General features: G+C 63.7%; 28 protein-coding genes. 21 read left to right on the plus strand and 7 right to left on the minus strand.

Annotated elements, in window-relative coordinates; all coding sequences use genetic code 11:
- Positions 1–119: 119 nt before the first annotated feature.
- Positions 120–581 carry an EVE domain-containing protein gene (locus ACWHYV_RS01955; protein ID WP_447978984.1) on the plus strand — a complete coding sequence of 154 codons (462 nt, stop codon included), beginning with the start codon at positions 120–122 and terminating at the stop codon, positions 579–581.
- A gap of 112 nt (positions 582–693) precedes the next feature.
- Positions 694–1,002, plus strand: a complete 309-nt coding sequence (locus ACWHYV_RS01960; protein ID WP_447978985.1) for a hypothetical protein — start codon at positions 694–696, stop codon at positions 1,000–1,002.
- A 125-nt stretch (positions 1,003–1,127) separates the two neighbouring features.
- On the opposite strand, the gene ACWHYV_RS01965 is transcribed toward ACWHYV_RS01960, so the two are convergent.
- Complete coding sequence (locus ACWHYV_RS01965) at positions 1,128–1,889, minus strand: right-handed parallel beta-helix repeat-containing protein (RefSeq protein WP_447980675.1); 762 nt, start codon at positions 1,887–1,889, stop codon at positions 1,128–1,130.
- 289 nt (positions 1,890–2,178) lie between these two features.
- A complete protein-coding gene (locus tag ACWHYV_RS01970; protein ID WP_447978986.1) occupies positions 2,179–2,832 on the minus strand; it encodes a S16 family serine protease in 654 nt (217 codons plus the stop codon).
- 341 nt (positions 2,833–3,173) lie between these two features.
- Between ACWHYV_RS01970 and ACWHYV_RS01975 the strand changes: the two genes are divergently transcribed.
- The 3 genes from ACWHYV_RS01975 to ACWHYV_RS01985 all read left to right on the plus strand — a co-directional run bounded on the left by ACWHYV_RS01975 (position 3,174) and on the right by ACWHYV_RS01985 (position 4,472).
- Positions 3,174–3,545 (plus strand): hypothetical protein, encoded by a 372-nt coding sequence (locus ACWHYV_RS01975; RefSeq protein ID WP_447978987.1) that lies wholly within the window; start codon positions 3,174–3,176, stop codon positions 3,543–3,545.
- Between the two features lie 285 nt (positions 3,546–3,830).
- Complete coding sequence (locus tag ACWHYV_RS01980) at positions 3,831–4,154, plus strand: hypothetical protein (protein ID WP_447978988.1); 324 nt, start codon at positions 3,831–3,833, stop codon at positions 4,152–4,154.
- A gap of 9 nt (positions 4,155–4,163) precedes the next feature.
- Complete coding sequence (locus ACWHYV_RS01985) at positions 4,164–4,472, plus strand: hypothetical protein (protein ID WP_447978989.1); 309 nt, start codon at positions 4,164–4,166, stop codon at positions 4,470–4,472.
- Between the two features lie 114 nt (positions 4,473–4,586).
- Here ACWHYV_RS01985 and ACWHYV_RS01990 read toward each other — a convergent pair whose 3' ends face one another.
- Positions 4,587–4,973, minus strand: a complete 387-nt coding sequence (locus tag ACWHYV_RS01990; protein ID WP_447978990.1) for a hypothetical protein — start codon at positions 4,971–4,973, stop codon at positions 4,587–4,589.
- Positions 4,974–5,154: 181 nt separating this feature from the next.
- On the opposite strand from ACWHYV_RS01990, the gene ACWHYV_RS01995 reads away from it, so the two are divergent.
- The 5 genes from ACWHYV_RS01995 (at position 5,155) to ACWHYV_RS02015 (ending at position 10,362) form a co-directional block, all read left to right on the plus strand.
- The gene (locus tag ACWHYV_RS01995; protein ID WP_447978991.1) at positions 5,155–6,063 is read left to right on the plus strand and encodes a hypothetical protein; all 909 of its coding nucleotides are present in this window, start codon (positions 5,155–5,157) and stop codon (positions 6,061–6,063) included.
- Positions 6,064–6,308: 245 nt separating this feature from the next.
- On the plus strand, positions 6,309–8,144 hold the full coding sequence (locus ACWHYV_RS02000; protein WP_447978992.1) for an alpha-amylase family glycosyl hydrolase: 1,836 nt from the start codon (positions 6,309–6,311) through the stop codon (positions 8,142–8,144).
- 57 nt (positions 8,145–8,201) lie between these two features.
- A complete protein-coding gene (locus ACWHYV_RS02005) occupies positions 8,202–8,873 on the plus strand; it encodes a CHAP domain-containing protein (protein WP_447978993.1) in 672 nt (223 codons plus the stop codon).
- 163 nt (positions 8,874–9,036) lie between these two features.
- Complete coding sequence (locus ACWHYV_RS02010) at positions 9,037–9,519, plus strand: hypothetical protein (protein WP_447978994.1); 483 nt, start codon at positions 9,037–9,039, stop codon at positions 9,517–9,519.
- Between the two features lie 168 nt (positions 9,520–9,687).
- Positions 9,688–10,362 (plus strand): PRC-barrel domain-containing protein, encoded by a 675-nt coding sequence (locus ACWHYV_RS02015; protein WP_447978995.1) that lies wholly within the window; start codon positions 9,688–9,690, stop codon positions 10,360–10,362.
- A gap of 109 nt (positions 10,363–10,471) precedes the next feature.
- On the opposite strand, the gene ACWHYV_RS02020 is transcribed toward ACWHYV_RS02015, so the two are convergent.
- The 3 genes from ACWHYV_RS02020 to ACWHYV_RS02030 all read right to left on the minus strand — a co-directional run bounded on the left by ACWHYV_RS02020 (position 10,472) and on the right by ACWHYV_RS02030 (position 13,588).
- Positions 10,472–10,726 carry a DUF2934 domain-containing protein gene (locus ACWHYV_RS02020; protein ID WP_447978996.1) on the minus strand — a complete coding sequence of 85 codons (255 nt, stop codon included), beginning with the start codon at positions 10,724–10,726 and terminating at the stop codon, positions 10,472–10,474.
- A 363-nt stretch (positions 10,727–11,089) separates the two neighbouring features.
- Complete coding sequence (locus tag ACWHYV_RS02025; protein WP_447978997.1) at positions 11,090–11,299, minus strand: hypothetical protein; 210 nt, start codon at positions 11,297–11,299, stop codon at positions 11,090–11,092.
- A gap of 345 nt (positions 11,300–11,644) precedes the next feature.
- Entirely contained in the window at positions 11,645–13,588 is a 1,944-nt protein-coding gene (locus ACWHYV_RS02030; protein WP_447978998.1) for a PAS domain S-box protein, read from the minus strand.
- 122 nt (positions 13,589–13,710) lie between these two features.
- Between ACWHYV_RS02030 and ACWHYV_RS02035 the strand changes: the two genes are divergently transcribed.
- From ACWHYV_RS02035 to ACWHYV_RS02050, 4 genes are all read left to right on the plus strand, one after another.
- Positions 13,711–14,820: a lytic transglycosylase domain-containing protein gene (locus tag ACWHYV_RS02035; protein ID WP_447978999.1), complete on the plus strand. Its 1,110-nt coding sequence runs from the start codon at positions 13,711–13,713 to the stop codon at positions 14,818–14,820.
- 269 nt (positions 14,821–15,089) lie between these two features.
- A complete protein-coding gene (locus tag ACWHYV_RS02040; protein WP_447979000.1) occupies positions 15,090–15,410 on the plus strand; it encodes a hypothetical protein in 321 nt (106 codons plus the stop codon).
- Positions 15,411–15,588: 178 nt separating this feature from the next.
- Positions 15,589–16,074 (plus strand): response regulator, encoded by a 486-nt coding sequence (locus ACWHYV_RS02045; protein ID WP_447979001.1) that lies wholly within the window; start codon positions 15,589–15,591, stop codon positions 16,072–16,074.
- 240 nt (positions 16,075–16,314) lie between these two features.
- Positions 16,315–16,782, plus strand: coding sequence for a hypothetical protein (locus ACWHYV_RS02050; protein ID WP_447979002.1), 468 nt, complete (start codon positions 16,315–16,317; stop codon positions 16,780–16,782).
- Positions 16,783–17,215: 433 nt separating this feature from the next.
- Here the strand turns inward: ACWHYV_RS02050 and ACWHYV_RS02055 are convergent, their stop codons facing one another.
- Complete coding sequence (locus ACWHYV_RS02055; protein WP_447979003.1) at positions 17,216–17,707, minus strand: hypothetical protein; 492 nt, start codon at positions 17,705–17,707, stop codon at positions 17,216–17,218.
- Between the two features lie 276 nt (positions 17,708–17,983).
- Here ACWHYV_RS02055 and ACWHYV_RS02060 point away from each other — a divergent pair, with 276 nt between their 5' ends.
- The 7 genes from ACWHYV_RS02060 to ACWHYV_RS02090 all read left to right on the plus strand — a co-directional run bounded on the left by ACWHYV_RS02060 (position 17,984) and on the right by ACWHYV_RS02090 (position 23,670).
- Positions 17,984–19,525: a sigma 54-interacting transcriptional regulator gene (locus ACWHYV_RS02060; protein ID WP_447979004.1), complete on the plus strand. Its 1,542-nt coding sequence runs from the start codon at positions 17,984–17,986 to the stop codon at positions 19,523–19,525.
- Between the two features lie 367 nt (positions 19,526–19,892).
- Complete coding sequence (locus ACWHYV_RS02065) at positions 19,893–20,360, plus strand: hypothetical protein (RefSeq protein WP_447979005.1); 468 nt, start codon at positions 19,893–19,895, stop codon at positions 20,358–20,360.
- A gap of 54 nt (positions 20,361–20,414) precedes the next feature.
- Positions 20,415–20,891 carry a hypothetical protein gene (locus tag ACWHYV_RS02070; RefSeq protein ID WP_447979006.1) on the plus strand — a complete coding sequence of 159 codons (477 nt, stop codon included), beginning with the start codon at positions 20,415–20,417 and terminating at the stop codon, positions 20,889–20,891.
- A 247-nt stretch (positions 20,892–21,138) separates the two neighbouring features.
- Positions 21,139–21,711, plus strand: coding sequence for a hypothetical protein (locus tag ACWHYV_RS02075; RefSeq protein WP_447979007.1), 573 nt, complete (start codon positions 21,139–21,141; stop codon positions 21,709–21,711).
- A gap of 169 nt (positions 21,712–21,880) precedes the next feature.
- Positions 21,881–22,912, plus strand: coding sequence for a PAS domain S-box protein (locus ACWHYV_RS02080; protein ID WP_447979008.1), 1,032 nt, complete (start codon positions 21,881–21,883; stop codon positions 22,910–22,912).
- Positions 22,913–23,287: 375 nt separating this feature from the next.
- Positions 23,288–23,452, plus strand: coding sequence for a hypothetical protein (locus ACWHYV_RS02085; protein WP_447979009.1), 165 nt, complete (start codon positions 23,288–23,290; stop codon positions 23,450–23,452).
- 53 nt (positions 23,453–23,505) lie between these two features.
- Positions 23,506–23,670, plus strand: coding sequence for a hypothetical protein (locus tag ACWHYV_RS02090; RefSeq protein ID WP_447979010.1), 165 nt, complete (start codon positions 23,506–23,508; stop codon positions 23,668–23,670).
- The last annotated feature ends 94 nt before the right edge of the window (positions 23,671–23,764 follow it).

The following is a 23,764-nucleotide window of genomic DNA, read 5'->3' on the forward strand; positions in this document are numbered from 1 at the left end:
TCCCTGGTTGAGCGTTGAGGAACACCCGGCGATCACGTAGGATTGGGCGCAGAACGGCCCGGGGGGCAGAGGGAGAATACACGGGGATCACGCGAGAGACAAGAGGAGTCGAACGAGGCATGCGCTACTGGCTGATGAAAAGCGAGCCCTCCACCTTTTCCATCCACGATCTCGAACGCGCGCCCGGGCGGACGACGTGTTGGGACGGGGTGCGGAACTATCAGGCGCGGAACTTCATGCGGGCGATGCGGCGCGGCGACCGGGTGCTGTTCTATCACAGCAATGCGGATCCGCCGGCGGTGGTCGGGATCGCGGAAGTCGTCCGCGAAGCGTATCCCGATCACACGGCCTTCGATCCGAAGGACGGCCACTACGACCCCAAGAGCACGCCGTCTCGCCCCATCTGGGACATGGTCGATATCCGACTCGTCGAGATCTTCCCCACCTCCGTGTCGCTCGAGCGGTTGCGGCAAGAGCCGCGACTCAAGGGCATGGAGCTGCTGCGAAAGGGGTCACGCCTGTCGGTTCAGCCGGTCCGCCCCGAAGAATGGCGGGTGATCCTGTCCCTCGCGAAAGAGTAAGGTCTACTCCTCATCGTAGAATTCCTGATTTTATTTTTCAGGATCTTAACGTAAGCTTGATGCCTACTTCGTTATGGCTAGGTGCGGCTGCCCAAGACCGCCCGCGTGTGCCTTGGCCCTCGTCGCGGCGCTGCTGCTCATCGCGGGCTGCACGTCCACGCCACCCGCCTACTACGAACGGTACGAGCTCCGGAATCTCACCGTGGTGCTGCTCGACCCGCCGGCGCTGCGTGAACGCTACGAAGCCATGTATGGGAAGCCGGCCTTGATGCTGGAGCACCAAGACGGCGGGATGGGCCTCAAGACCGTACGCGGCTTCTTCGATTACCGCACCAAGACCATCTACTGCTCAAAACTGGATTTCGCCGTCTGCGGCCACGAGCTCCACCACGCGCTGATGGGGCGCTTCCACGGCGAATAGGGGTATAGGGGTATGGGGTAGGTGGTAAAGGGGGGAATGGGATAAACCGGTTGTGCTCTCCTACCACTCTACCTCTTTACCCCCTATCCCCCTACCCCCTTACCCCCATATCCCTACCTACCGCGTCACCGTCCAATGTCCCGGAGCGGCTGTTCCGTGATGGTCAGTGGGCCGCGTGGGTTGCCTTCGAGGTCGTTGGTCGCCACGAGCTGATCCACCGGGGGGGAGGTGACCGCATCAGGCGTCATCACGAGGCCCCAGTGCCAGTTGTTCCGGCAGGTATTGCTCGCGAGCAGGGCTTCGGCGTGGTAGAAGAGCAGGATGCCGCTCAGCATGTTGTCGAAGCAGTGATTGCGGACGAGATCCGGGCGGCTCCCGGGGTCGCGGACCGCCAACCCGAAGTGGTGGTTGGCAGAACAACGATTCTGCGCGACGTAGGGTCGTGCCCCGCCGAACACGAAGATCCCCGACTCTCGGTTGTGACAGACGTCGTTCTCGATCAGGGAAGGCCGGCAATCGGGGCCATAGACGACGACTCCGGACAGAATCCCGTCCCGCGCGCGGCACTGGGTGATCGTGCACGCGGAGTCGAGAATGTTCATGGCCGAGTGCTGATCGCTGCCGACGTACCGGAACGTGACGCCGCTGATCCGCCCGCCCGCGACGCGCTGGAGATAGAGCGGCCCGCTGCGGCGGGAAAAGATTTCGACGTGGTCCCGCCCGGCGCCGACGACCACAATGGATCGGTCGGAGACGAAGAGCTTGTCCTCATACCGACCGGGCCGGATGAAAATCTGGTCCTGCGGTCCCGCTGAGCGCAGCGCGGCGCTGGGGCACTCGAACGCGGCGGGGTCTCCGGCGTCGACGATGAGGGTCCGGCCGCCCATTGGATTCACGGGCGGCTCGATCAGGGGTGAGGCAAGCGGGGCGCCGCCCGCCTCTGGCGGAGGCGCATCGGATCGGGGCTCGGGCACTGGGCACCAGGAGGAGCTAGGAGGACGATATTATTCGGGGCGGGTCTCGTTGAAGTCAAGCCATGCCGCCCTCCGCCCCCTTTTCTCACGCGATGAGCCGAGGTGCGCGAGGCGACGAATACATCGCCTCAACATTTGCGCACGGGCGCGAGATGGTGAGCGCCCAGTGTCTTGAAAGCTGGGAGCCTTTTTCAACATCCCGCTACGGACCGAGAGGATGGTCGGTCAACGCTTGATACGCCTGGCTGATCGAGCGCACGGGAGAGACCTGCATCAGGAAGGGTGTTCGCCAATCGGCATCGGCGACGTCCATTTCCTCGGGGATCACCACGCGCCGAAGATGGGCTTCGTTGGCGGCGGCGACCTTCAGCGGTACTGAGCCCACCGGGGCGATGCGCCCGTCCGGGCTCACGGCCCCGGTGATGACGCGATCGGGTGGAATGGGCTCGCCTCGCGCCAAGGCGAGAACCGTGACGCTCACCATGGCCGAGAGGCTGTCCCCGTAGATCGTCACGCCGGGATGAGGGACGCCGAGGACGATGGTCCACGAATCCGTCGCCATGTTGGCCGCGCGTGCGGCCCGGTAGATGGCTTGCTGGATGGCCGTTTGGGCCATCTTGGAAAACCGCCCGGGACCCGACTTGAAGTGGACCGACAAGCCGCCGTGGTCGTCGCGCTCCTCGAACGCCACAATGAGATTCGCCACGGTCCCCACCGGTTTCTTCTCCATGGTCACGCCGAGGATCGGGATGAGCTGCTCGCGCCGGCCGGTCTTGGCCTCAGCATCGACGAGCCCGAGCGCGACGCTCAACACGGCGCAGGTGATCAGGACGAACACGCGGAGGCCTGCCTCCATCAGCACGACTCCTTTCCTTGTCTCTTCTATCGGTCAGCGGGCCGACGACTTGATCCTGAGGCTGCACGGCGCACAGCAAGATGCGGGCCTGGTCCCCCCCTGAGCTTCAGGTGCATCGTCGCGCGACGGCTCAACGACATAGAGAAGCCGTGGAGAGGACGCTGGATCGAGGACCGGGACAACTCAGACGGTCCGTCGCGCTCATGCTTAGGATGCCGGTCAGAATTCCCCGCGAGGTCCACGGGATCGGTCGGCTGACCGCTTGTCCGAGCGGTGGACACGTAGTCCCTCTTGACCATTCCGGAGAAATCTTTTAAGAATCGGAGCCCTGTGATCCTACGATGAAGCACACCCGGCTCCGCACCAGCCCGATCCCGATCGTTCTCGCCTTTCTTCTGATCGGCGCCATCTTTGCTCTGGATCTTTCGATGCCCCCGTGGCTCCCGCTCGGCGTCCTCTATGTGGCGCCCGTCGCCTTGATCGCGTTGTGGTCGCCGCCGACGCACTATTCACTGCTCATCGTGGTCGCGTTGGCCTGTAGCGTGCTGACCCTCGGGCGCCTCGTCTATTTCACCACCGACGCGCCGGCGTGGCCGGCGATCACCAATCAGTTGCTGGCGGTCGGTGCGTTCTGGGCGATCGTCATCCTGTCCTTGCTCAGGAAACGCATGGAACAAAAAACGCAGTGGATCGATCTCTTACCCCGGCTGTGACCGAGCCCACCGGAGAGGACGAGCTGTCTCAAGTGGCGGACAAAGCGCGCCGGACGCTAAGAGGCCGAGGCTGTTGCACCTTTTGCTTCCCATGGGCTTCTCGATGGGACAACGTGTCGCCGGGCGGCGGCTATGCTGGCGGCAGTCGTATTCGGGAAGCGGGGATGGCTACAATGAAATCAGCGCGTTGCGGTTGCCGCTCGCTTCCCGCACCCCGACCGGGCACCCGGCCGACGCCTTGCCTGTTCATCCCTGTTCATCGTGGAATGGACAAGGAGGTGCCCTATGCGTTATGTGACGTTGCTCCTGCTGTCGCTCGCTCTGTTCGTGCCCGGTCTGTCTTCGGCGGGCGAGTCGGCATCCGAGCCGACGATGACGACGTACACGAACAGTACGATCGAGCAGATCGATCAAGACGCGAAGACCGTGACCTTTCGTACCGTCCAGGGTGAGTCGTGGTCGTTACAGGTGACGGATGCCGATGTGTTGCACGGGGTGCAGCAAGGGGACCGTGTAAGTCTCGAGTTGGACGCGAACGACCGCGTCAAGAACATCATCAAAGCGGACGAGGGTCGAACGGGCCCGAGTCAGGGCACGCCACATCAATGAGGGACGCCTATGAAGAGACATAACTGGTCGCGGATCGGTCTCGTCGCACTGCTGGGGTGGTGGCTCTCGGTCCTGCCGGCGGGCGCGCAGGCCCCGATGGTCGGGCAGAACAGCACTGCCGCACAGGTCGTCCGCGGCGATGTGCTGAACATCGAGGGCGAGACGTACATCATCAAGGACATGTCCGGCCATGAAGTCCAACTGCGGGTGACGAGTCAGACGAAGCAGGAGGATCGGATCAAGGTGGGCGACAAGATCGAGGCCCAGGTTGGCTCGGATGGACACGCGCAATCGATCCGCGTTCAGATCCCTCAATGAGCCTTGATGGGTTGGCGGCGCCGCTCCCGTCCGTCCGGCTCGGCCGTGCGCTCGGAGAAAGGCTGATCCTCTGTCCGGCTTTTCCTCGTTGGGATCGTTCGATCGCGTCTGCGGTCACGTCCCCCCACCGGCCCTCTGGACCACGGTCAGATGCCATCCGCCCATCCCCACGACCTTCAGGTAGTAGGTGCCGCCTTCTTCCATCCGGTGCCGCCCGCTCCCGGGACCGTGGTGCGTGAACCCGTCGACCGGGAGGTTCGGGACGCTCCCACTCACCTTGTTGACGAAGACCTGAAAGAGCGAACGCTCGAACTCCCCGCGAAATTCCCACCGTAGCTCCCATCCGTTCGTGACCGTGAAAGGCTCCAGCGTACGGTTTCCGGACCCGACGACATCGAGCACGACCGCCTCGGACGGCTCGCCCGCACGAGATGAAGAAGGTGTGAGACCGAAGAGAACGATCAGGACGAGGAGCGCCGAGGCGGCCGTCGTGCGTCGCATCTCTTCGCTTCCTCGTGTGAGGGCCCGCACATGGCGGATCGTCTGGCGCAAAGATCCCACGGCCCGCTCCCACAGACGGTTGACACCTGCCTCGTATGCCTCTACACAAGCAGATGCGCGGGACGTTGGCAAGAGGGGTCACCGACGGCGGCATGACGGAATGAGCGGCAGGAGGTGAAGGATGGGGAAGGGCGCAGTCTTCCTACTCGTGCTCGTCTGTTGCGGGTCCCTGTGCCCGCCGACCGGCGATGCCGCGCAGCTCCGCATTCGAAAGGACCTCGTCGTGCAGCAGGCCGATCGAAGTCTCGTCAACGCGACGGGGCGGGTCGAACGGATCAGCGAGATCGCCGAGAAAGGGGACTGCGAGCTGGTCGCCACGCTGCGCGTCAACGAGATCAAGCTGCCGGTCGTGGGTGAGTTCATCAATGCCTGTTCCACTCGGCTGGATCCACACGCCATCCAGGCGCAGAGCGAACACGGGGACGTGCCGATCGACGGGGTCTTTCGGATCTGGTTCGAGTTCCCGGGGGGACGAGACGACGTCTTCTCCGAAGAGCATCAGATGGTCGAGACGACCGATGCGCAGGGGAGGCACGCGGTGGAAATTCATCCCGTCGTCCGGCTGGGCGCGCAAGCGTTTCACGACACGATCCGTGCGATGGAATGGGTGGACTTCAAAGCCCATGGGGTTCCGGCGTTCCAACGGCTCATCAAGCGCAAGGTCACGATCGAAGAGTACACGGCCGAGGATGGGACGGAGTATGTGGCCATCGAGAGCAAGGGCGCGCTGCCCAATTATTTTCACCTGAAAGCGGTCTTGCGCGGGCAGGCGAAGCGGACGCCGGACGGCCTCTGGGCCGTCGTGGACATCATGGACAAGCACAAGCCGCTGGCCTCCGGTGTCCGGCTCTTCAGCATCGCGGGCACCAAGGCCGATGAGATGCTCAAGTCGATGAAGAAGAACGCCGAGTTCTCCTTTTGGGGCATCACCCGCTTCGACGGGAGGAAAATCCTGAAGATCGTCGACGAGGACAGCGGGTACCACATCCCCATTCCCCTCGAGTTCGTGCTGCTGGACATTCACCGGTGAACGTCCACTCGGTTCAATCATCGAGCCACGGCTCCCGCGTATCGAGCCGGATACGCGGCGCGCCCGATCAGATACACCGCACGGCTCCTCCGAAGACCTCGCCCGAGCGTCCGCAGACTTTCCTCAATGGAGTCAACGTCGTGCGTGCGCATGGCCGGGTGAAGTGAAGATCGGCCATGGCACGCGGCTTGTGTGTCCATGGCCGAGAATCCGACCACAGACGACCCAGCAACAAGGAGGGGCCTATGCCGTCATCATTGCACAGCGATCACGTGCGCGCCGCGTTGGCCGCCGCCGGCCGGCCGGGGGTCATCGACGTTCCCCTGCCCGATGGAGCCGTACGCCTCCCCAAGCCGTTTCCGTCGCCGCTCGATTGGCGGGACCATTGGATCTATTTCCTGATGATCGATCGCTTCCACAATCCCGATGCGCCGCCCAAGCACGACTGGGATCGTGAAACCGGGGAGCGCCAGGGCGGGACTTTCGAAGGCGTCCGGCACGCGTTGCCGTATCTGAAGAGGCTGGGAGCGGGCGCACTCTGGTTGACGCCGGTCCTCAAGAACCGGCTCTCGCACGCCAGCCACCACGGGTACGGCATCCAGGACTTCCTGGAAGTGGACCCACGGTTCGGCACACGGCCGGAGCTGGCGGAAGCCGAGCTGATCCGTCTCATCGACGAGGCGCATGCCCGCGGCATCTACGTGATCCTCGACGTGGTGATCAACCATGCGGGGGACGTCTTTGCCTACGACGTCGACGGCGTCGTACGGGATGAGGCCGACTGGCGGGAGCATCCCTACACCATCTATTGGCGGGACGATCAAGGCGTGCCCCGCCGGGACTGGACGGATCCGCCGGCTGCGTTGAATCGCGATGCGGCCGTCTGGCCCGAAGAGCTGCGCCGTAACGAGCATTTCAGGCGCCAGGGAAAAGGGGGGCCGCTCCAAGGGGATTTTGCGAGCCTGAAGGAATTCCGGACGGAGCTTCCGGATGAGTATGCAGACAGACCGGTCTGGAACCTCCTCATCAAGGCGCACCAGTACATCCTCGCCCGATTCGACGTGGACGGCTTCCGGATCGACACGCTGAAGCACGTGGAACGCGAGTTCGCCTTGACGTTCTGCAACGCCGTGCGGGAGTACGCCTATGCCATCGGCAAGAAGAACTTCTTCATCTTCGGTGAGACCAAGGATGATGAGCAGGTGCTGGCGAAGTACACGGGACGCTACACCTCCGAGGAAGACGGGCGATTCGGCGCGGATGCGTCGCTGGATTTCCCCTTGCAATGGAAATTGGCCCCGGCCGCAAAAGGCTTTCTCCCGCCCACGGTCGTCGAAGATGTCTTTCAGCTCCGCAAGAAAATTCAGCAGGAGCATCACCTCCTGAGCACGCATGGGGATGCCTCGCGCTTCTTCGTCACGTTCCTCGACAACCATGACGACCCGAACCGTTTTCTGTACCCGCGTGACGGGGGCGACTATTCCCACCAGCTCACGATGGCGCTCGGGTGCCTGTTCGGGCTCCAAGGGATCCCCTGCCTTTACTACGGGACCGAGCAGGGCCTGAAAGGCACTCAGGAGCTCTATGCCGAGTCGATCGAGCACAAGCCGGAACACGTTCGGGAGGCGCTGTGGGGAAAGCCGCGCGCGTTCGATGAGACGAATGCCGTCTTTGCCGAGATCCGTCGACTGGCACGAATCCGGGCCGACGAGCCCGCCCTGCGCTACGGCCGGCAGTATTTCCGGCCGGTGTCCGGCAACAACCACGACTTCGGGGCCTCGCAAGAGCTGGGCGGGATCCTGACCTGGTCGCGCATTCTCAATGATCGGGAGGTCGTCCTCGTCGCCAATACGAGCGTCTCGACTCCGTTTGCCGGGTGGGTACTCATCGACGCGCGCATCAACGACGACAAGAAGACGTTCGGGATCGGATACAGCAATCGGGGAACCCGGAGGGACGCGGAACCCGTCAGCGGCGCCGTCACCTTCTACGGGCGCGACGGAGCGCCGTCCGCCGGCTGGGCGCGTCGCCTGCCCGTGGAATTGGCGCCTCTGGAGATCCAGGTGCTCGTGCCGATCTAACGACCGCGCCTGCTCTTCCTCACCTTCTTAGGTATACTTGTGCCGGAGGAGGCGAGGATGCTCGAGGTCCGAGCGAGGCTGTTGATCGTACCCCTGCTCATCGTGGTCCTGGGCGGCTGTGCGTCCGAGCCGCTCGCGTCCCGACACACGATTCGGACGCGAGCATGCTGCTCGGCGGGCCCCGCCGCGCCCCACCCGGAGGCCATCGTCCGGACGGCCGCCGGCCTGGTCGGCGCCCGGACGATCGCAGTCGATGGCCGGCGCGTCACCTATGATTGTGCGGGGGTCACGCGCGCGATCTATCTCGCCCACGGGATCGACCTGTACGAGGGCGAGGCCCACGACCCGGGGGCGAACGGGGTCCGCTTGATCTACGATCACGTACGAGCGCATGGCCGGCTCCACCGTGGGCCGGCCGTCCGGCGCGGGGACCTCGTGTTCTTCGACGACACGTGGGATTTCAACGGCGATGGGCTCGTGAACGATCCCCTCACGCACGTCGGAGTGGTCGAGCGGGTTGAGAGCGACGGCACCATTGTGTTCATCAGCCGCGTCTCGGGCGCCGTCGAGCGCTATCGCATGAATCTGGCTTCCCCCCACGTCCATCGATCCCAAGACGGCCGGGTTCTCAATGACTATATGCGGCGGAAACGAAGGAACGATCCGGAAGGGACAAGGTATCTGACCGGCCAGCTCTTCGCCACGTTCGGCACCCGCCTGCTTCCGTAAAGCCTTTCCCTCTCGCTCCGAGGATCACGGCTAGTTCGTTCTCATTAAGTGCGCGGCCTACGGAACGCTACCCGGCGCTCGACGCGACGTCCCCTTACGCGGCGCGTATGATTGACTTAGGTATGAGAGAGTAGAGCCGGCCGCGAGCGGAAGGACGAGCACGATGGAGCAATGGCGAGAGCATCCCGGACGATGGGTGATCGGGCTCGGATGGATGGTCCTGGTGCTGACCACCGGGTGTATGCCGGCCGCGCCCTTGTGGATGAAGCTCGAGGAGGCGACCGAGCCCGTCGCCGTCAAGGCCATCGTGACGCCGAACGGGAACGTCCTGGACCGGCAGAAGTCGCTGACGTATGGGCCCTGGCAGGTGTCCTTTGGAGCGGAGCCCCCTATCGCGATCGCCCGCTGCTCCTCGGGTGGCAACTGTGAGGCCCGCGTGGAGCCTCTGACATGTACGATCCCCGAGCACGGTGACACCCGGTGTTCGCTGTCCCTCGACAACTTCGACGAGGCGTGCGCGCTGCATCGCGAGGATGGTCGTGAGAGCCTCGAGATCGTGTGTCCCGTGGACCTCGTTCTGGACCCGCCGCCCCGACAGGGGCCGACCAATGCGGTCACCCGCGCAGCCGGCCGTGCCGTGAAGTGAGCTCAGGCCCGCACCCTCGACTCCGATCAATCCCGTAAGCCCGCCCCCGAAAAGTACCTCGCCATGAAGACGGCGCAGGTTCAGAAGAAGAGCCGACAGACGGCTGCCCGCTCCGGTAGTACGTTTTAGGGGAGGCGACGTGCCGGTTCTCTACCAAAGGAGGGGCGCATGAAGAAACCAATCAGTGGAATATGTGCGGTGTCGATCGTGTTGTTGAGCGCAACCGCCTGGGCGGGCGGCGGACAGGCATCCGGACAAATGCCGGGCGGACAGCCGAGCGGGAGCCATCAACCGGGATCGCTCGACATGACGGGGACGAAGGATCCTACGCCCAGCGACTTCGCCGTGCTGCCGCTTGCGCGAGGCGAGAAAAAGGAGGTGCGGAACCATGAGCTGGTCGGCGACGAGATCAAGGGGAAGGACGGCCAGCCGATCGGGCATCTCGAAAAGCTGATCATGGACACGAAGACCGGCAAGATCGAGTACGGAGTGGTCCAGTTCAAGGAGACCAAAGAACTGTGGCCGTTCCCATGGAACAGCTTCAAGATCAGCCGAGAGGGGGAGGTGTCCCTCAACCTGACGAAGGATCAGTGGCAGCAGAAGACCAGCCTCGATGACGCGAAGGATCTCTCTCCCGATGTGAAGAAGCTGGTGAAAGAGATGCAGAAGGGGATGGGCGAGCCGGTCGTGAATCCGGAGGGTCTCGGCGTAACGAAGCAGCCGGCCTCCGCGGGCGGTCAGGGTGAAGAGCAGGTCGGCGGCGCCGGGCCGAGCGGCACTCGCGGCCTCCCGCCTTCAGGCGCACCCCAGTATGAAGGAGAAGACAAGAAGTCGGGGCACTGATCGGTGCGTGCGACCATCCAGTTCCGACGCACAGCCGTCCGCCCAGCCGGGCTGGGCGGACGGCTGGCTCTTGCCGGCGTGGCTCGCTCAATGCGGCGAACGCCGTCGCTCACCGTTGCCTGAGAATTTCCCGTTCTGCCTGGAGCCAGTCCTCGAGCGCGTGGCCGTCCCCATGGCCGCGCTGCTCATAGAGCTCATAGGCCCGCTGCGCGATCTCATGTTCGCGGTGCCGATGACCGTTTCCTGCCATGCCGTCGCCGTTGGCGAGCGGTTCGTTGGACGGCCGTTCCTCCTGAGACGGAGAGGTCCCGTCCAGTGCTTTGGCGACCGAGGCCGTGCGTGGCTTGCGTTTGGTCGTTGCCATCAAGATCTCCTTGCTGAACTGCCCGCCTTTCCGGGTCTCCAGTGAGCCGGCCAATGCTCGGGCTGCCTTGGGATGGTTGAGAAGGTCACGGGCGCCGCTCCAGACCGGCCGACCGAGCGGGCGCCTCGTCGCCGCCCCGGTTCCCGGAGCCTGGCTCGGTTCTATCTGCGTCTGGTCTGGGTCCCGGCTTCTTCATCGAGCGGTCGGACACGTCTGCCAGAATCATCAGTGCAGGACTGAAAAATCTTTTCATCGAACCCATCTCCTCTTCATCGTCTCCCCGTCGGAGCCTGACGGATCGTCCGCTCCGCATCGGTTGGAGGTCAGGTGTTCCATGCGCCGCGCGGTAGCGAAAGGTCCGGTTCAGGCGGCGAGACCGTGTGCCGGAGACAACGTGTAGACGCCGCGACGCACCAGTTGCAGGCGAACGCTTCCCGCCCGGCTCAAGCGGTCGACTTCGAGGAAGACCTGACTCCAAGACCATTGCGGGCAGGCGGCGACGACGGCTTCCAGCGGACACCCCGGGTCCTCCGACACGATCGTGATGATGCGTTGCCTCAGTGATTCCGTCATGGTTGACCCTCCCGTGTTCCGACCGTTGGTGGACGGTCAATGCGCTGCGGGGAAGGGCGAAATAAAAACGCCCTCGGTCCCGTTATGCCGGACGGAGGACGTCGTTGTCCGCCGAATCGATGTCGTCGAGCTGCCCGAGGACGACCTTGTCCTCAGGACCGGCGCCCTTATACCACTTTTGGGGAATCGACGCGCATCCTAGTCTGATCGAAATCGATGTAGTACATGCACGACAGGGGTGACCGGGTCGGTGAAGAGTCGGGAAGGAATCGGTGGGCCGGGTTGGCGAGGAGCGGACGAGTCGAACGGCACGCTCGGCCGTCAGCACCGCCGGGGTATGCTGCGTCAGTCCTCGGGCCCGGCACGTGAACCGTCCGGGAGTGCTTGAACGATGCCCCCGATGTAACGCTGCCCCGTGCCGCCGTGGATCGGGAACTTGACGACGAGCCATTGGCGTGCGGTTCCATCGGAGCGGGGCTCGGTCTCGATGCTTTCCGTCACGCGCCCAAGCTCAAGGACGAGTCGGTCGCTCGCCCCGCAGGCCGCCGCAAGGTCGGGCGGCAGCAGGTCCTCGTCAGTCTTGCCGCTCCATTGCGCAGAAGTGAGCTGCGTGTGACGCTCCCACTGCCGGTTCGCGTAGACGTAGCGGAGGTCTTCGTCCTTCATGAACGCCAAGACCGGGCTGTGATCCATGAAGGCCCGAAAGCGGGCTTCGCTCTCGAGGAGAGCCTCCTCCGCCTGCCGTCGGGCGGTGATGTCCTGCGCGAACACGAGCACGCCCACCACCCGGCCCTTCGGGTCCCGGTAGGGGACCTTGTCCGTCTGCACCCATCGTTTGACCCCGGACGCTCCTTGGTACTGCTCGACGATGCCGAGCTTGGGGGCGCCGCCCCGGATCACCGCCAAGTCGTCCTGGTAATATTGCTCCGCCTCCTCGGGGTAGAGCTCGTACGTGCTCCGGCCTTCGACCTCGGCGATGGGGCGGTTGATCGACTCGGCGGCCAGGCGATTGGCGCGGATGATTCGATTGTGGCAGTCCTTGAACCAGACCATGGCCGGGATGAGGTCCAAGAGGACCTGCTGTTCGATCTGCTGCTGGAGCAATTGGACTTCGGCCCGCTTACGGGCCGTGATGTCTTGGACGGTCCCGAGCAGGCGGACGGGGCGACCCTCGGGATCGCGCAGTGCGCGGCCTTTGCATCCCAGCCAGCGGACCTCGCCATCGGACCGCACGATCCGGTGCTCCACGTCGTACGGCGCCCCTTCTTCGACGGCGAGCCGGAGGTGTCGATGGACGGCCGAACGATCGTCGGAATGCACCAATCCCAAGAACGCGGCGGAGGTGCCTCCGAAGGCGTCCGGTGAAATCCCGAAGAGGCCGAACACGTCCTCGGACCAGGTCACCCGGTCCGTGGCGACGTCCCAGTCCCAAATCCCCATGTTCGCCGCGGTCAGCGCGAGCCGGAGCCTCGCTTCACTCTCTTCGAGGCGAGCCTGCGCCTCCTTCCGCTCCGTGACATCCCGAATGATCGCGCTGTAGAACAGCCCATCGCTGCCCTTCCACAACCCAAGACTGAGCTCGGCGGGAAACTCGCTGCCGTCGCAGCGCCGGCCGTGGAGCTCCACGGTCCGCCCGATGACGGTGGAGTCGGTCGGCGTCGTCAAGTCGTCGACGCGGTAGGCCCCGTGGTAGCGTGCGGGGAGCAGAACCGTGAGCGGCCGGCCGATGATCTGCTCGGCGGGATAGCCGAAGAGCCGTTGAGCCGCGGGGTTCCAGGCGGTGACGCTGCCATGAGGGTCGGCGAGGATAATCGCGTCGGTCGCCGACTCCATCACGGATTGCAGGCGGCGTTCACTGTCGTTCAACGCCCGTTCGATCCGTTCGGCTTTCGACGCGAGCTCGCTGGCGCCGACCGCACGGGCGAGCGTCGCTTTCAGTTGGTCTCGGTTGTACGGCTTCGTGAGGAAGGCATACGCCCCTTGCCGCAGAAGTCCGACCGTGCGCTCCTCGCTCGTGAACGCCGTCAGGATGATGACTGGGAGGTTCGGCTGGCGGGTGGTCAAGGCGCGGAGCACGTCGGCCCCATCGCCGTCCGGCAGCCCGAGATCCAGAATCACGGCGCCGAACCGCGCTTCATCGGCCCGGCTCAACGCCGCCCGCGCCGTCCCCACCGCCTGAACGGCATAGCCGGCGTGCTCGAGGAAGTCGGAGAGCGCAAAGCAGATATCCGGGTCGTCATCGACGATCAGGACCGATGGGCGCCGGGCGTCGACGGGCTCGGTGGTCATCAGAACCTCTGGGGAAGCTCCTTCATACACGGTTACCGTGCGGATTGGAAGTGGTCGCGGTGCCGGATGACGAAAGCGTGCGCATGCTTCCAAGGAATCGCTGATCCACAGGGAGCGTGGACTTGCCGCTTCGGCTCTTTCTTGCTAGCTTTCTCTCCATGCGCTATCGACTTTTTGGGTGGCAAGACTACTTTACTCAGCCGCTCCGTCTCGTCGTGCTGGCCGTCGCGTGCTCCATCCTCTCGGGCGTGCTCGTGGGGGCGGTCCTCACCTTCAAGAACGGCGCGGGCTCGGTGAGGGCCGGGAAGACGGCCGCCTTGCTGCCGGGAGCCGGTGAGGAGCCGGAGATGAGCGACGATCCTGAACAGGTGGTGATCCTGCCCGAAGTGCAGCGACCGGGCCAGCGGCTCTTCCTCAGCTCGTTCAAGCTTCCCGACACGCTCACCTTCGCCGGAGAGCCCGTCCCGGTCGACCACTGGCAAGTGCGGGAGCGGATCGAATATGAGTTCTATCAGTTCCTGGCCGATGAAGGCGAGGCGATCATCCTGGCGAAACGGACCGGGCGGTGCTTTCCTCCGGTGGAAAAAGCGCTTGCCGAGGCGGGGCTGCCGGACGATTTGAAATACGTCCTCCTCGTGGAGAGCAAGTGCATCGCGGCCGCGTATTCCCGGGCCAAGGCCTCCGGCCCCTGGCAATTCATCAACTCCACCGGGAAGCAGTACAAGCTGTATACGACCACATGGCGGGACGATCGCCGCAACCTCGAGATGTCCACGGAGGCCGCGATCAAGTACCTCCGGTACCTGAAGGAAGAAATGGGGGATTGGTATCTGGCCCTCGCCGCCTACAACGCCGGGGAGGATCGGATCCGAAAGCTCCTCAAGGAGCAGCAGGTGACGGATTATTGGCGGCTGTCGGCGGTGCGCGAGACCATGCGGTACGTCCCGCGCATCATTGCCGTGAAGGAGATCTACTCGCAGCCGCAGAAGTACCTGGGCCTCACCAAAAAAGATCTCTACGCCCCCCTCGAGACCGAACAGGTCACCGTGCAGGTGAAGGAGCCTCAGCGCCATCTCGCCGCGATCGCGCATGACTACGGCACCTACTACTTGGAATTGAAGCTCCTGAATCCCGAGATCACCAAAGAATATCTCCCCCGAGGCACCCACCAACTCAAGGTTCCCAAGAACCCGTGCGCCGTTGGCTGCTTCAAAGCCGCGAAAACCTCTTAGCGACACCACGCCGCTCATCCCTCACTTCGTGCGTCGAGAGCCTGCCCGTCGCGACGGACCTGTAAGAGCTCGTAAGAATTCGCCGACCGGTGAAGCGAGCGGCGGCCGATACGCCCTCGCAAGGCGGCTGATAGGGCCGCCGCGGAGCCCAGTGCGACAATACGACCAGAGGCCGGCAGGACCAATGACGCCGAGGCGGATATCCTCGGCAGAGTGGGATCACATGCCGGCCTCTTTCTTTTTTGAAGAGAACCAGAAAGGAGGTCACCATGAGGAGAACATCCCTTCCGGCAATGCTCGCCTTGACTGCCCTCTGCAGCCTCGGGTCCGCGGCCTATGGCGCGATCGAGGACGAACCCATCGCGCAGCAAGGGAAAGTCCTCAGGGGCACGGTGTACGGAGAAGTGAAGAAGGTTCAGCCCGATGCGGTGATCGTGAAGGCGGACGGAGAAGAGCAGGAAGCCCGCTTGACGCTGCATCCGAGCACACAGATGGGACCGGTCAAGGAGGGCGACCGGGTGTATGCTTTTGTGACCCCGGGCGGGACGACGACGTCGATCCAGCCCGTTGATGCTCGGTGGTATCGGTAGCAGCAGCGGCCGGGGCAGGGCTCCTGCCCCGGCCCGTTCGGGGTCACCAGCATCACACGCGCCAAGCCCAAAGGGAATGGCGTCTTCGTTCCGTTCACGGACGTAACGGACCAAACGGACTCAACGGGTTTTTTCTGTAAAAGAAGCATGGTCCTCAGCTATGGCAATGGAGAGGTACGTGCGGCTGTTAATCGTTGAAGATCATCACCCGACGGCGATGGCGTATGAAGCCGTGCTGGCGCAGGAGTGGCCGGGGAGCGTGATCGATGTCGTGTCGTCGGCGGAGACGGCCCTGGTTGCGCTGACGGAGCATCAGTACGACGCGATCGTCTCGGACGTCAAGCTGCCTGGGCTCGACGGATTGGGCCTCTTGATAGCCGGCCGGTTGTTACAGCGCCGGGTTCCGTTCATCTTGGTGTCGGCCTATGGAGACCGAGTCCTGGAGGAAACCGGCGTCCGTCTGGGCGCGCATGCCGTTCTGCACAAGCCGGTTCGGGCGGAAACGCTGCGCGACATCCTCCACGGAGCACTCGAGCAATCGGGGCGCTCCGCCCTTGCAAACCCGTCTCTTCTCGAGGTGCCCCCCACGGTCCGCTCCCAACCCGGCGAAGCACGACCCTCCGAGTACCGGCTTTACCCCGACAGCAACCCGCCGCCTCGATAAGCCCTGACGGTGTCGTGATCCTTCGTGGTCCACCGTTGTATTTCCCGGTGAGCGCCTCCCTCCTCTGATCCTTCCGATCTTCATCTGTCCCTGCCGGATCACAATGACTTGTCCCACTGCAGCTTATGGCTGCCTTACACGGATGGTGCGGGCGCGGCCTCCTGGCACTGCCCTTGCTCACCCAGCCGGCATACAGCCGGCGGACGTTCCCATGCCGGTCTCACACCTAAGGAGGCATTCATGCAGAGATCTACGTGCGTAGTTGCCGCCCTCACCGGGCTGGTGCTCTTCAGCGCCGGCGAGCTGTCCTGGGGGAAGGACGTGCACTTCGTGGCCCGGGAGTTCGAAGGGGATCGCTCCGTCTGGCACACCGATACGGTGCTATTGGACCGTGCCGTCGACGCGACGGAGGACCTCACGTTCATCCTGGAGAACCCGACCCAGACGGAGCACGCCTTCGTCATGCCGGGAGTCGAGCGGATCGTCCGTGAGCAGGTGCTCACCCCCGAGCAGTCGGTCGACATTCCGGAGGCAATCCGGATCCCTTATGTGGAGCCGTTGACCGTGACGGTGAAACCGGGTGAGCGTAAGCACATCCGGATCCATGTGACGGATCTCCTCGCGGCCAAGTCGACGGGCAAAGCCTTTCGTTTCTTCTGCACGATTCACAAGGACGTCCATCAATCCGGCTCTCTGTACGTCATGTGATCCTGTCCGGGCCTGCGCCAGGGCGCGAAGTCGGGGGTCGTCGCGGCTGGCGGCGGCCCCCGTGTGCTTCGAGCCTCTCGACTTTTGCCGTCACCGCGATGCATGGCCTCATTGACAGTCCGGCGGGTGTCCCAACCGTGGCCACGACGGGGATCGCGTCGCTCTCTCAGGGCCTTCCCGCCGAGACCCTCTCGGAAGCCGAACCAGCAAGCGAGGCGACGTAGGCAGTCCATGCGGCATGGGGTGATCCCGGGAAGGCCGACGAGACCCTCTGTGTGCACGGGCGGGTGCCCGGTTTCGCCGGCCTGGGAGCGGTGTTCCTTCTTGAGGGGTTCGTTGGCGACCGCCGTCACACCACGGCCCGCGCGATGGAGCCGTGCTCAGCTTGCGGCCTCTGGCGAGGGCATGCGATAGTCCAGTGAGGCCGCGCGGATCAGAGGACGTACAACGGTCGTGCGAGATGGATGTCTTTATGGATCGAGCAGAAGTACCTAAACGCCCTGCCCACCGACCTCCGAGCGAACAGGTCCACGGCGTGCACGCGGACCTGCTTACGCTCGCCGGGGTTGATGGTGACGATCAGCGGCTCGACGTAGGCGACTCGGATGGGCTCCGGGATGTCGACCGACTGCTCGGGCCGCAGGACACGCTCGCGGACGATGCGCTGCACGTCGGGCATGACGAACGTATGTACCGTCTCCGTCGGGTTGTCGAGCACGAACACCAACCCCTCTTCAGGATCCACGGACCGCTCGAGGAGGATGGTGTCGGTGTGCCAGACCGAGTCAGCGCCCTGGAAATCGCGGGCGACGAAGTGCACGGCTTTGTTCCGGTCGAGCTCGTCGACCGGCCACTCTACTCCCAGACAACCGGACGACAGCAGACACGGGATCGTGACCAGCGCGGACAGTGTGAACCTCGGCATGAGAGAGGCCTCCTGTATGATAACGTGAGGCCAGGCATTCACCTGGCTCTGGTGCTCCACGGAATCAGCAATGGGGGTGCCAGGCGTGAAACTCGACACGCGGCCGATCGAGGCGTCGAAGTCGGCGTGAATACAAGGAGTGGTTGAATCGTCGAGGCGAGCAGGACCGGGCGATCGAGCGGTCCCGCCGAGAAACCGCGAAATCCAACGGTGGATCACGAACCCGTCACGGTTCAACGAGAAGGCGTTCCATCACGTGAGAGTAGGGTCGTCATCATGACCAAGGCAGAGCTGAACTATGAGGTGCTTCTCGAAGTCACGAACGTGCTGAACTTGCAGCGTGACTCCGAAGGTCTGTGGAAGGCGATCACCCGCCAGATCCAGCGCGTCGTCCCGTGGGACCGCGCGGGCATCCTGCTCTATGATCCGGTTCACGACGGCTTTCGCTTCTATGCCGTGGTGACGAACGTGGAGCGGCCCGCGTTGAGCCGGGAGACCATCATCCCGCGGGTCGGGAGCGCCATGGGCTGGGTCTACGATCGGAAGCAGCTCCACGTCCGCCCCAATTTGCATCAAGAGCAAGTCTTCCTCGAGGACAAGTTTTATTTGGAAGAAGGCTTGGGACGCATGATCAACTTCCCCTTGCTCGTCCAAGACGAGTGTCTCGGCACGCTGAACATCGGCAGCCGAGAGACGGGAGAGCCGGATCCCGAGGATCTCAAGTTCCTGCAACAGGTGGCGACGCAAATCGCGTACGCGATCGCCCACGTGCGGGCGTACGAGCACATCAAGCGCTTGAGCGAGCAGCTCAGCCGCGAGAACGAATACTTGGCGGAGGAAGTCCGGGTCAGCCGGAACATGGGGGCCCTGGTCGGTCGATCCCAAGGCTTCCAGCATGTCCTGGATCTCATCCGCGCCGTGGCGCCGACTCCCACCAGCGTGCTCCTGCTGGGCGAGACCGGTACCGGCAAGGAGCTGCTGGCGCGCGCGGTCCACGATCTGAGCCCGCGCCGTCACAAGCCGTTCATCCGGGTGAATTGCGCGGCGCTTCCGAGCGGGCTCGTGGAGAGCGAGCTGTTCGGGCATGAGCGCGGAGCGTTTACGGGCGCAAGCTCCCAGCGTCCGGGGCGCTTTGAGTTGGCGCACGGGGGCACATTGTTTTTGGACGAGATCGGCGAAATGCCGTTAGAGGCGCAAGCGAAGCTCCTCCGTGTCTTGCAGGACGGCATGGTCGATCGCATCGGCGGGACGACCTCGGTGTCCGTGGACGTGAGGATCGTGGCCGCGACCAACGCCGACCTCGGCGAAGCGATCAAGAAAGGGACGTTTCGATCCGATCTCTTTTACCGGTTGCACGTTTTCCCGGTCGTCATCCCCCCGCTGCGCGAACGGCGAGAGGACATTCCTCTGCTCGCGGACCATTTCCTGTCGCAGGCGGCCGCCAGGTTGAAACGGCGTGAGTTGCAGTTGAGCCGTCCGTCGCTCGACCGGCTCATGCGGTACAGTTGGCCGGGCAACGTGCGCGAGCTCCAGAATCTCATCGAGCGCGCGGTCATCCTCACGACCGGCGAGACGGTCGAGATCGATGACGGGCTGTTCCCGAAAACCCAGCCGACCGCTGACCTGTCACCGGGAATCGGGCGGACCACGTTGCAGCAGATCGAGTATGAGCACATTCTCTCGGTCCTCGAAAGAACCGGCTGGCGCATCTACGGGCCGGACGGCGCGGCGGCTCAATTGGGCCTCAACCCTGAGACCTTGCGCAGCAAGCTTCGCAAGCTGGGCCTCAAGAAACCTTCTCGCGCGACTCCCGGTTGATGGGGCATGGTGGTGCCGTCTCACTCGGCTGGATCCCTTGCACGAGTCGGCCATCGGCAGGCCCTCGAATCGCAGGCCCTCGACATGAGAGGGCCTGTGAAAGCCCCGCCGGCTGCATCATGACCGTGATCCTTCATGGTCACCGTTTTATTTCCCGGTGACCGCCGGGCATCCCTGATCCTTTCTTTCTCCCCTGGTGAGTCGTCCGCGCGTAAGTGCTTGTCCTGCTGAGAGATCCGGGCCGCTCCGGTAATCAGCGTCGAACCGGCCGCATGGCACCGCCCTTGCTGACTTCCTACGTGACAAAAGCCAGCCCGACCCTTGGCTGGCTATGACCACGAAGTCACAGAGCAGACGGGAGGGAGTCATGTACAGAGCGATGCGTATCCTGCCCGCGATCGCGGGGTTCCTGTTCTTTGCCGGCGCTGATCTGTCTTGGGGGAAGGACGTGCACTTCGTCGCCCGGGAGTTCGAAGGCGATCGGTCGGTCTGGCATACCGACACGGTGCTGCTGGAGCGGTCTTTGGATCCTGACGAGCACCTGACCTTCGTGCTGGACAATCCGACGAACACGGAGCATGCCTTCGTGATGCCCGGCGTGCAGCGTATCACCCGGGAACACGTGCGCACACCCGAGCAGTCCGTGGACATCCCGGAGCCGATCCGGATTCCCTACGTAGAGCCGGTGACCGTCACGGTGAAGCCGGGCGAACGGAAGCACATCCGGATCCATGCCGGGGAGCTCCTAGCGTCCAAGTCGGTGGGCAAGGCCTTTCGCTTCTTCTGCACCATCCACAAGGACGTTCATCAATCCGGCGCCATCTACGTGATGTGATGGAGGGGCACTGGGGCGATGGGGCGTTCAGTCATGAGCCTTGATGGAGAACCTATGGATGCGATTGCCAGACGGTTAGTGCTGTGGGTCGCGGCGGGGGTGTTCCTGGTGTCGGCGGCTCCACTCCCCAACGCCACCGGCGCCGAGTATCGGTTCGTGGCGCGGTCCCCGTCGACGGACCATCCCATCTGGGAGCCGGTCAGCGACGTGATCGACCTCTCGCAGGTGCCCAAGGAAGACATCGTGCTCGTCTTGGAGAATCCGACCGATACGGCGCATGCCTTCGTCATGCCACAACTGCGGTTGGTGACGCATGAGCGGGTCATCACGCCGGTCGAATCCATGGTGCCGGCCGATACCGTGGTGCAGTACACGGCCCCGGTTCGGGTGACGGTCGAACCTGGCACGGTGTCTCGCATTCGTCTGAGCGACGGGGGCTTCAAGGCCCGCCAAGACTATTCGGAGACGATCGTCTTCTTCTGCCCTCTTCACAAGAGCAGCAAGGCGGGATCGGTGTCCTTTGTGAAGTGACGATCGGCCGGGCTGAGCCGTAGTTTCGTCGAACGCGATGCGTTCGTGTTCAGGATACGGACGAAGGCGGAGGGCCGTCGCCGCGGTGTGGAAACGGGTGGGGGCCGATCCACGTGCCGGAGGAACAGCCTCTCTCTCATCCTCCGGGGAGAGGCGCCTCCACCCCTGAACCGCGTCGGCTCTCTGCGCGCGGCGGAGAGCCGGCGCGAAGGCGAGGCGGAGGTCAGGCTGAGCGGAGGTCAGGCTGATGCGATCATCACCGGCTCGGGGCGGGACCGGCGCCTCCGTCCGGAGCCATGCGGCAAACGGGGCGCCGGTGATTCGAGTCCTCCTTGCCAGCGCATTGCCGCGGCTTCGCGCAGCCGTGACGGAGCTCCTCGTCGAAGGCACGGATCTCAGCACGGCGGTGGTCGCCGCCGGCTCGGAAGACCTGCTCGAGAAGGCCGCCGTGTGTGGCGTGGATCTGCTCATTCTCGATCTGCGGTTCCCGAACACGACCAAGCGGCAGACGGTCAAAGTCTTGAAGGATCGCCTGGGGATTCCGATCCTGGTCCTTTCCCTTTCCCCCGTCGTCTCATCCTCACGATGGCGGGAAGCTGGTGCCAGCGGGCACCTCGATAAGAGGCTGTTGGCCGACCATCTCGTGCCTGCGGTGCGCGCGATCAGCCGCGGAAGGCACTATTTCATCGATCACACCCCCACGTTCGGCTCATCCTCATCCGGCTCGCATGACAGGTCGGTCCGTGCGATTCCTGCTTCCGTCCAATTCCCTCCGACATTCATGCTCCGACAGGAGCCGGCCGAACGGGGTAGCCGCTGAGTCCCTCGTTGGGCGCGGTTCCTTCCAACGGCCAGAGCGGCGGAGCGTGCAGCCGGCCGGCATTTCTCCCTCTTGCGACGGGTGGGGCGGTATGTAATAGTTGATCCTACAGACCGCCGGTCTGGCCTTTCCGAATAGTCGGCGCCTCGCCTGAGCTCGAAGGGGAAACATGACGAACGAAGGCACCGCGCCGACGCCAAAACCAAACCCAAAGCAGAGCGAAGAGCAGTTTCGCGCCCTCCTGGAATCCGCACCGGATGCGATGGTCATCGTCGATCATGAGGGGCGCATCGTCCTCGTCAATTCTCGGACGGAAACGCTGTTCGGATATCCGCGGGAGGAGCTGTTGGGGCAACCCGTGGAGATGTTGATCCCCGGCCGCTTTCATCAGCAGCACCGAAGCCATCGGACCGGCTATCTTGCCGATCCCGCCGTTCGACCGATGGGGAGCGGATTGGACCTCTTCGGGGTGAAAAAGGACGGCACTGAGTTTCCGGTTGAAATCAGTCTCAGTCCCTTCACCACGGCCGATGGCGTGTTCATTACGAGCGCGATTCGGGATGTGACCGAACGGAAGCAGGCGCAGGAAGCGCTCCAGGCGAGCGAAGCCCGATTGTCGGGTATCCTGGACATCGCGCAGGACGCGATCATCGCCGTCGACCAGCAGCAGCACATCACGCTCTTCAACCAGGGTGCGGAGAAAATCTTCGGCTACCGCAGCGATGAAGTCATGGGGCGACCGCTGACCCTGCTCCTCCCCGACCGCTTTGCAGACCAGCACGGCGCCCATGTGGCCGGCTTCGCGCAATCGCCTGAAACGGCTCGACGGATGGGCGAACGCCGGGAGATTTATGGCCGACGAAAGGATGGCACAGAATTCCCCGCCGAGGCGTCCATTTCCAAGCTGGTGCAGGATCACACGATCACGTTTACGGCGATCTTGCGTGACATCACCGAACGCAAACGGGCCGAGGAAGAGATCCGGCAACTCAACGAGGAGCTGGAACGACGGGTTCAGGAGCGGACCAAGGCGCTGGAGCGTGCCAACGAAGAGCTGCAGGAGAAGATCGCGGAGCTCGAATCCTTCCACGACATGGTCGTCGGGCGCGAGCTGCGGATGATGGAGCTGGAACGAGACAACGCCAAGCTGAAGCAAGAGCTGGAACGAGCCAAATCCCTTCGCTCTCCCAGTCGCCCCTAGCCCGCCTCCCCGGTCCCGACCGTCGCACCAGGCGAAAAATTTAAATATCAACAGAATCACTCACCTGCGGGGCTTCATGTGTAGAGCCCTTTGACACGGGGTATTTCGACCTGTAGGCTGATTGCAGCACCTCACGTCCTGATCTCCTGCGCCTCATTACTCCAGCGCGCCTGACTTCGACCCCGGATCGCTCCTCCGTCGGGTTCACAGACGAGCCAAGCCGTTCTTCGTGTGAAAAGGCCTCCGTCCGTGCGCTTCGGTGGTGGACTGGAGCGGGCGAGGGATGAGGAAACTGGCAGTCCAACACGCTCAGGTCAAGTGCCGCGGTACGGGGGAATGGCTCGGACCAAATGAAAAAGGGAAAGGAGTCTGCTCATGGCGCCATGGGGAATAATGATGACCGGGGTGATGATGCTGGCGATGCTCGTGCTGGTCATTTTGAAGGCCAGTCTCGATCCCGGCTCGCCGACGACTGAACTCGAGGGGGACGTTCTCGAGGCGGACGTTCTAAAGGAAGCTGTGGAAAAGAACGCGGCGTAGAGACCATTAGGGTTGCATGGTCGCTCAGCGCGGGAAGTCAAGGAGATCGAACCATGGTGATCGTGTTCGGCATCGCGTGCATGGTGCTCCTCGTGTGGCTGTTGGTCTTTAGCATGGCGACGGAGAGCAACGCAGAGCAGCGGCGTCTCAATGGTCGCCAGGGAACTGGTGGCGAAACACCGGGGGAGTACGGCACGAAGCCGCTGCACGCGGCTTAAACGGTGCCATACCGGCGGGAAAAAGGAACGCGACTACGAGAGGGGCACCCATGTTGACGGAATGCAATACAAGCCCTGTGCCAGCAACATCTGC

It is taken from the genome of Candidatus Nitrospira bockiana (genome assembly GCF_965152565.1).